At 40.3% G+C, this 7,133-nt stretch carries 9 protein-coding genes; all 9 read right to left on the bottom strand.

Annotated elements, in window-relative coordinates:
• Nucleotides 1–472: 472 nt before the first annotated feature.
• The 9 genes from lysS to pabA all read right to left on the bottom strand — a co-directional run bounded on the left by lysS (nt 473) and on the right by pabA (nt 7,114).
• Nucleotides 473–1,966 (bottom strand): lysine--tRNA ligase, encoded by a 1,494-nt coding sequence (gene lysS, locus J2X07_RS19140; protein WP_310262579.1) that lies wholly within the window; start codon nt 1,964–1,966, stop codon nt 473–475.
• 16 nt (nt 1,967–1,982) lie between these two features.
• On the bottom strand, nt 1,983–2,396 hold the full coding sequence (locus J2X07_RS19135; protein WP_310262575.1) for a GreA/GreB family elongation factor: 414 nt from the start codon (nt 2,394–2,396) through the stop codon (nt 1,983–1,985).
• A gap of 328 nt (nt 2,397–2,724) precedes the next feature.
• Nucleotides 2,725–3,726 carry a tRNA dihydrouridine synthase DusB gene (dusB, locus tag J2X07_RS19130; protein ID WP_310262573.1) on the bottom strand — a complete coding sequence of 334 codons (1,002 nt, stop codon included), beginning with the start codon at nt 3,724–3,726 and terminating at the stop codon, nt 2,725–2,727.
• 41 nt (nt 3,727–3,767) lie between these two features.
• A complete protein-coding gene (locus J2X07_RS19125) occupies nt 3,768–3,965 on the bottom strand; it encodes a helix-turn-helix domain-containing protein (RefSeq protein WP_310262570.1) in 198 nt (65 codons plus the stop codon).
• Complete coding sequence (gene folK / locus J2X07_RS19120; protein ID WP_310262567.1) at nt 3,917–4,441, bottom strand: 2-amino-4-hydroxy-6-hydroxymethyldihydropteridine diphosphokinase; 525 nt, start codon at nt 4,439–4,441, stop codon at nt 3,917–3,919. The genes J2X07_RS19125 and folK overlap by 49 nt, the downstream gene beginning before the upstream one ends.
• 7 nt (nt 4,442–4,448) lie before the next feature.
• Entirely contained in the window at nt 4,449–4,811 is a 363-nt protein-coding gene (gene folB / locus J2X07_RS19115; protein ID WP_310262564.1) for a dihydroneopterin aldolase, read from the bottom strand.
• Entirely contained in the window at nt 4,804–5,658 is an 855-nt protein-coding gene (gene folP / locus J2X07_RS19110) for a dihydropteroate synthase (RefSeq protein ID WP_310262561.1), read from the bottom strand. The genes folB and folP overlap by 8 nt, the downstream gene beginning before the upstream one ends.
• Nucleotides 5,659–5,684: 26 nt before the next feature.
• Nucleotides 5,685–6,536, bottom strand: coding sequence for an aminodeoxychorismate lyase (gene pabC, locus J2X07_RS19105; protein WP_310262559.1), 852 nt, complete (start codon nt 6,534–6,536; stop codon nt 5,685–5,687).
• Nucleotides 6,521–7,114, bottom strand: coding sequence for an aminodeoxychorismate/anthranilate synthase component II (pabA, locus tag J2X07_RS19100; protein ID WP_310262556.1), 594 nt, complete (start codon nt 7,112–7,114; stop codon nt 6,521–6,523). The genes pabC and pabA overlap by 16 nt, the downstream gene beginning before the upstream one ends.
• Between the last annotated feature and the right edge of the window lie 19 nt (nt 7,115–7,133).

Genomic DNA, 7,133 nt, shown 5'->3' with positions numbered 1-7,133 from the left:
TCTCCATAAAAGTGTTTGTCTTGCTCGTTTTTAAAACTGACGGAATTAATTCTTAATTCCTTACCTATTTCTTTTGTTCAGTTTTCAAAGAACTTTTTTCAATGTCGCTCGTTTTGGCGACTTTATTAGGTTACCACGCCTCAACCCTTGTTGTCAACAGCTTTTTTCAAAACTTTCATTTGTTTTGTTTAACCATTTTCACAAACAAGTATTTCTTGCGACGAAGAATAATATACCACCATTTTTGCTCTTGCACAATAGTTTTCACTAAAAAACATTTACTTTTATTTAACCTTCTATAATCTTGTTTAACCATCTACAAAATAAGCTAAAAATGATTGCCCTATAATACAAGATATAGGAATAAGGTTAGTTTTGAATTCACACCTTAATTATCTTTCTCCAGTTCTCCCTTAAACATTCTTCACTATAAAAATAAAAACCAGCACTAAGGCTGGTTTTTAAAATCATCTTATTTGTCAGAATGACGCATTTGCGGGAACAATAATACATCACGGATTGACGGTGAGTTTGTCAGCAGCATAACGAGACGGTCGATACCGATCCCGAGTCCGCCAGTTGGAGGCATTCCATATTCCAATGCTTCCACGAAATCTTCGTCCATCATATGTGCTTCATCATTACCTTCAGCGCGTTCTTTCAGCTGCTCTTCAAAACGTTCACGCTGATCAATTGGATCATTTAGTTCAGAGAAAGCATTCGCATGTTCGCGGCCAACAATGAAAAGTTCAAAACGATCCGTAAAGCGAGGATCTTCTGGATTCTTCTTAGCCAATGGAGAAATCGCCACTGGGTGACCATATACGAATGTAGGCTGAATGAGTTTCTCTTCAACAAAATGTTCAAAGAATTCATTTACTACATGTCCATAAGACATTGTATCTTTTACTGGTACATTGTGCTTTTTAGCCAGTTCACGAGCTTCTTCATCTGTCATTTCCGGCCAGAAGTCTACACCTGCAGCTTCTTTAATCGCATCTACCATGTGAACTCTTTTCCATTTAGGTTTAAGATCTACTTCATAATCACCGTATTTTACAGTAGTTGTGCCAAGTACATCTTGTGCGATATGCGCAACAAGGTTTTCAGTCAACTCCATAATATCCAGATAATCCGCATACGCTTCATACAACTCAATCATTGTAAATTCCGGGTTATGGCGAGTAGATACTCCCTCGTTACGGAATACACGACCGATTTCATAAACTTTCTCAAGTCCGCCTACAATTAGACGCTTTAAGTGAAGCTCGATAGCGATACGCATATAAAGTTCCATATCTAATGTATTATGGTGAGTAATAAAAGGACGAGCAGACGCTCCACCTGGAATAGAATGCATCGTTGGTGTTTCAACTTCTAAGTAACCATGGTCATCTAAGTAACGGCGCATTGAACGGATAATTTTAGAACGTGAAATAAAAGTATCTCTTACTTCTGGATTCATGATTAAATCCACATAGCGCTGACGGTAACGCTGTTCCACATCTTTTAAGCCGTGGAACTTATCGGGAAGCGGACGTAAAGATTTAGTAAGCAATTGAAAATCTTTAGCTTTAATAGAAAGTTCGCCTACTTTTGTCTTAAATACAGTTCCTGTTACACCAACCCAGTCTCCGATATCAATAGAATCAAACAATTCGTATTGTTCTTCTCCTACTGCATCTGTTCTTACGTAGATTTGGATTTTGCCTGTAAGGTCTTGAATATGAGCAAATCCCGCTTTCCCTTTACCGCGTTTTGTCATGATACGGCCAGCCATTGTTACTTCAAGCTCCAGGCTGTCTACTTCTTCTTTTTCTTTTTCTCCATATTCAGAAATAAGTTCGGAAGCTGTGTGGGTACGGTTAAACTTTGTACCAAACGGATCCATTCCTTTTTCTGTTAGAGCAGCTAACTTTTCACGCCGCACACGCAGCAAATCGTTTAATTCTACTTCTTGACTCATGGGAACACTCCTAGCTTTAGCAGTTTTGAATATCAATAATGGTATAGATTAATTCGCTGCCATTTGGCGCCTGAATACTAATGGTAGTATTTATGGTTTTTCCAAGGGCAGCTTTGGCAATCGGAGAATGTACCGATATTTTATTTTCACGCGGATCCGCTTCAAATGGATGTACAATCATATATGTATATCGCTCATGAAAAACGGTTTCCTCTATTGTAACTGTTGAACCGGCTTGTACAAAGTACCCAGATTCTTTTACAACAGGCCATGTTAAGGATCGTGATAACAAACTTTCAATTTCGTTCATTCTATTGATAATGAAATCTTTATCTGGCGAATGCCGAAATTCCCGCTTGCGTTTAGACAGTTCTTTCAGTTCATTTTCTAGCTTCCTGGTGCCTTCTTGTGTGAGTTTTAGCATATTCATATGCTATTCCCCCTGTAAATTTAATAGGCTATTTTGCAGTCATTGTTGGTAGTTGATCTCCGTTTCAGGATGCTCGCTTTCCGCGGGGCTGGCGGTGAGCCTCCCTGGCACTTTGTGCCTGAGGGGTCTCACCTGTCCACCTAATCCCGCTGGAGTCTCGCACCTTACACTCCAATCAACCTTGCATTTGAGGCAGTTTAAAAATTACCCTGAATCAACATTTTTTTAGAAAAGAGCCTTTTAATTAAAGAAAACACAGGCTGCTGCTATCTCGTTTTTAAGCAAACAACAGCCAGTCATCTGATGATCTGGCTGTATGTCACTATTGTCAGCTAATGATCTTTTGCTGACTTTCTTCCATTTCCAATTGATCTACGTAATCAAATAATAGCTTGTTCATATCGTTACGTGTTGTCATTTGGTTGACCCCGTTACGAACAGACCCTGTTTTCGGCAGGCCTTTTAAATACCAGGCCGCATGCTTTCTCATTTCTCTTACCGCTACGTTTTCACCTTTAATTTCGATCAAGCGATCCAAGTGCAGCATGCAGATGTTCATCTTTTCACGAGCATCCGGGTCCGGAACAATTTCGCCGTTTTGAAGGTATTGAACCGTTCGGTAAAGCATCCAAGGGTTACCTAGAGCGGCTCTTCCGATCATAACACCATCGACTCCATACTTCTCAAGACGTTCCTTTGCTTCTTGAGGAGTTGAAATGTCACCATTTCCGATTACAGGAATGGAAACATTCTTCTTTACTTCACCAATGATATCCCAGTCAGCAGTACCTTCATACATTTGAACACGAGTACGTCCATGAACCGCTACTGCCGCTCCGCCGGCACGTTCAACGGCTTGTGCGTTTTTTACCGCATAGATGTGATCCTCATCCCATCCGATACGCATTTTTACCGTAACTGGCTTTTGGACAGCATCAACTGTCGCAGCAACCATTTCATAAATCTTATCTGGGTCTAAAAGCCACTTTGCTCCTGCATCACATTTTGTGATTTTCGGAACCGGGCAACCCATATTGATATCTATAATATCTGCATTCGTATGTTTATCAACATATTTAGCTGCGGCGACTAATGATTCGCGTTCTCCGCCAAAAATCTGCAGGCTTAATGGTTTTTCCCTCTCATCGACATAAAGCATCTTTAGAGATTTTTCATTTTCGTACAGAATCCCTTTATCACTGACCATTTCTGCACAAACAAGTCCTGCTCCAAATTCTTTTGCGATCAATCGGAAGGCCGGGTTGCAAACACCTGCCATAGGTGCCAGAACAACTGGATTTTTCATTGTAATATCGCCAATTTTCAACAACCATATCACCTCGTTTCCATTCCGTCTTTCCATTTATCTTATTACTGTAGCTCTTCGACTTTAATACTGAATTGATCTGCAATTTTATAAAGCAGATCCACTTTAGGCTTTCGGCTGCCTCTTTCTACCTCGCCAAGAACGGATACGGATATTCCAATATCTTTAGCGAGCTGTTCTTGTGTATAGCCTTTTAACTTTCGGAACGCGCGTATGCGTCTTCCCAGTCGATCTTCTTCCATATGCGTACACCTTCTTTATCTCTTTGTTCGCAAAGGACTTGATGCAAAGAAATTGATCCCCCTGGATAAATATCATCTGGGGCAACTTCACTTAGAGGTATAAGAACAAATGCCCTTTCCAGCATACGTGGATGTGGAATTTCTAACACTTCCGTTTGTATACTTACACCATTATACAATAAAATGTCAAGGTCTATTGTTCGAGGTCCCCATTTTCGGATCCTTTTTCTTTCCAATTCCTCTTCCACTTCATGCAGTTTACTCAAAAGAGCATGTGGAGAAAGGGTGGTTTTCAGTTTTATAGCTAAATTTAAAAACAATGGCTGATCCGTAACTCCTACTGGATCTGTTTCGTAAATGGATGAAATTTTCTCAATCTCAATGTCATGGTACTCTGCCAATGATTGAATCGCTTTTTTGAGCAATTCTTCTCTGTCACCCATATTTGACCCAATTGATAAATAAGCCGTTTTCATTTTGCTATTACCCTCTGCCACGTGTGATTTCCACAGCTACCGAATCATAATGACCTGGGATTGGAGGATCCGGCTTGATTACTTTAACCGTCGTTTCATCTATGGAAGTGAACTTGCCAAGCAATGTTGCAGAGATGGATTCAGCGAGCGACTCTAGCAATTTCACTGAATCGCCTTCCATGATTTCCTTCACAGCGTCATAAACCTCTTTGTAGTTTACGGTTGCATCTAAATCATCTGATAATCCCGCTTTTGAAAGATCGAGCGTCAGCATCACATCGATATTAAACCGCTGCCCGAGTTTTTGTTCTTCCGGAAAAACACCATGATACCCGTAAAACTTCATACCGTTCACATATATTTTATCCATGGGTTTCAGCACCCTTCCCCAGCATAATATCCATCATCTTAGCCATTCGGCTCATTTCTTTAACGTCATGGACACGAATAATCGAACATCCTCTTTCGATTCCAAGACAAATGGTTGCACCTGTTCCTTCTACCCGTTCTTCAACCGGCAGATCAAGCGCTTTTCCGATCATGGATTTTCTTGAAGTTCCTAGTAAAACAGGATAGCCCATATTTACGACTTCATTCAGTCTTCTCATCGTTTCAAGATTTTGTTTAAAGGTTTTTACAAATCCGATACCTGGATCTAAGATGATGTTTTCAGGTTTTACCCCTGCCTTTACAGTGATGGCGATGCTATGTTCCAAGTCAGCGATTAAGTCAGGCATGAATTCTTGATAGTTCGTATCGAAACGGTTATGCATTAAAATAACAGGCACGTTTGTTTGGGCCATGACGTTAGGCATTTCAAGATCTTTTTTCGCACCCCATACGTCATTAATGATGTGAGCACCCGCTTTGACAGCTTCTAATGCTGTATGGGCTTTGTACGTATCAATAGAAATCGGAATATCTACTTCTTTTCTTAAAGCTTCAATAACAGGAATGACTCTCTCCAGTTCTTCTTCCGCAGTTACGTAAGATGCACCCGGCCTTGTTGATTCACCGCCAATATCTATGATATCCGCACCGTCGCTGACCATCTTTTTCGCATGGACAATGGCTTGTTCGATCCGATTATGATGACCTCCGTCAGAAAAAGAGTCAGGTGTAACATTTAAGATGCCCATAATATACGTCTTTTTCGAAAAATCGAGTACATACTCTCCGCATTTCAGCTTAGACTGCTTCATCATCAATTCATGCATGTTTCAATCTACCCTTTCACCAATACTCAAATTCGAGTCCGTTTTTCTTCCGTATGCTGACGGTATAAGTTTTGATATTTTTGAAGGATTTGCCCTTCATTTCCGGCAAATTCTTTCTCTTCCAAGCGGCGAACAGGCACAAGCTCCTGAATCGAGTTCGATAGAAATACTTCATCAGCACATTTAAGCTCATTTATAGTATAGTTCCCCGTTTCGACCGGAATGTTCAGCAGCTGTGAAGCATGAAGCATCCATTTTCTTGTAATGCCGTCTAAAATACCTGTTGATATACAAGGTGTGAACAGCACACCTTTACTAACCCAAAATAAGTTTGAAACCGTACCTTCGCTGACATAACCTTCTTTCGTTAAAAAGACACCTTCTTGCGTCAGTGGGTTTGTCAGTTCTCTTTTGCCTAAAATACTATTTAAATAATGATGCGATTTTAATCGTTTTTCACCCTCAGGCGTATTGCGGACTGTTTTTAGTGTAACCAGTTCTTTTTCAGCTGATTTAGCTGCTTGAGCCAGTGGTTTCGTAAAGAGTATAACCGCAGGCTGTTCATAAGGATCTGTCTGCAGTCCAATATCACCCGCACCTGCTGAAATGTTTAGACGAAAATAAGCATCACTTAATCCATTTTTATTTAATAGTGTGGTAACCATCTCTGTTACATCTGCTGTATTGATTTTTATTGAAATATTCAATTCTTCCAAAGCTTCATGAACCCTGTCGATATGATTATCAATTAAAAACGGAAATCCCTCGTATGTTCTGAAAGTCTCGAAAGCACCGAGTCCATACATAAATCCATGATCAAAAGGAGAAATCCTCGCCTCTTCCTTCGATACGATTTGTCCGTCTACATAGATGTACATGCATTTTTGCCTTTATAAAAAGTAATAAAATTCTTTAATAATTTCTTTCCGTCTTCCGTTAAGATCGATTCTGGGTGGTATTGTACCCCTTCGATCGGAAGTTCTTTGTGGCGAATTCCCATAATCTCTCCTTCTTCTGTCCAAGAAGAAATTTCAAAGCAATCCGGCAGGGTTTCTCTTTTAACAATCAATGAATGATAGCGCGTTGCTGTAAATCCATTATTGAGTCCTTCGTAAACCGTTTTCCCATCATGAAGTACCGGGGATGTCTTTCCATGCATTAAACGGCCGGCACGAACAACATCTCCCCCAAACACTTGGGCAATTGATTGATGACCAAGACACACGCCAAAGATCGGAAGTTTACCGGCAAAGTACTGAATCGCTTTTAAGCTTATACCCGCTTCATCCGGCGAACAAGGTCCTGGGGATATCATCAAAAATTCAGGGTTTAGTTTCTCGATCTCTTCAATCGTAATCTCATCATTTCGTTTTACGACAAGCTCCTCACCCATTTCACCTAAATACTGAACGAGGTTGTACGTAAAAGAATCATAGTTATCAATCATCAAAATCATCTCGTCTCATCTCCTCTCA

The organism is Fictibacillus barbaricus (assembly GCF_031457135.1).
Classification (GTDB): Bacteria; Bacillota; Bacilli; order Bacillales; family Fictibacillaceae; genus Fictibacillus; species Fictibacillus barbaricus_A.
Note: the sequence above shows the minus strand (reverse complement) of the source record. Positions and strands in the feature narration are given on the sequence as shown.

What these genes read in the sequence shown, in the direction of transcription:
- folK (WP_310262567.1), bottom strand. Translation starts at nt 4,441, where the DNA reads ATGAAAACGGCTTATTTATCAATTGGGTCAAATATGGGTGACAGAGAA.
- J2X07_RS19125 (WP_310262570.1), bottom strand. Translation starts at nt 3,965, where the DNA reads ATGGAAGAAGATCGACTGGGAAGACGCATACGCGCGTTCCGAAAGTTA.
- pabC (WP_310262559.1), bottom strand. Translation starts at nt 6,536, where the DNA reads ATGTACATCTATGTAGACGGACAAATCGTATCGAAGGAAGAGGCGAGG.
- J2X07_RS19135 (WP_310262575.1), bottom strand. Translation starts at nt 2,396, where the DNA reads ATGAATATGCTAAAACTCACACAAGAAGGCACCAGGAAGCTAGAAAAT.
- lysS (WP_310262579.1), bottom strand. Translation starts at nt 1,966, where the DNA reads ATGAGTCAAGAAGTAGAATTAAACGATTTGCTGCGTGTGCGGCGTGAA.
- pabA (WP_310262556.1), bottom strand. Translation starts at nt 7,114, where the DNA reads ATGATTTTGATGATTGATAACTATGATTCTTTTACGTACAACCTCGTT.
- folB (WP_310262564.1), bottom strand. Translation starts at nt 4,811, where the DNA reads ATGGATAAAATATATGTGAACGGTATGAAGTTTTACGGGTATCATGGT.
- folP (WP_310262561.1), bottom strand. Translation starts at nt 5,658, where the DNA reads ATGCATGAATTGATGATGAAGCAGTCTAAGCTGAAATGCGGAGAGTAT.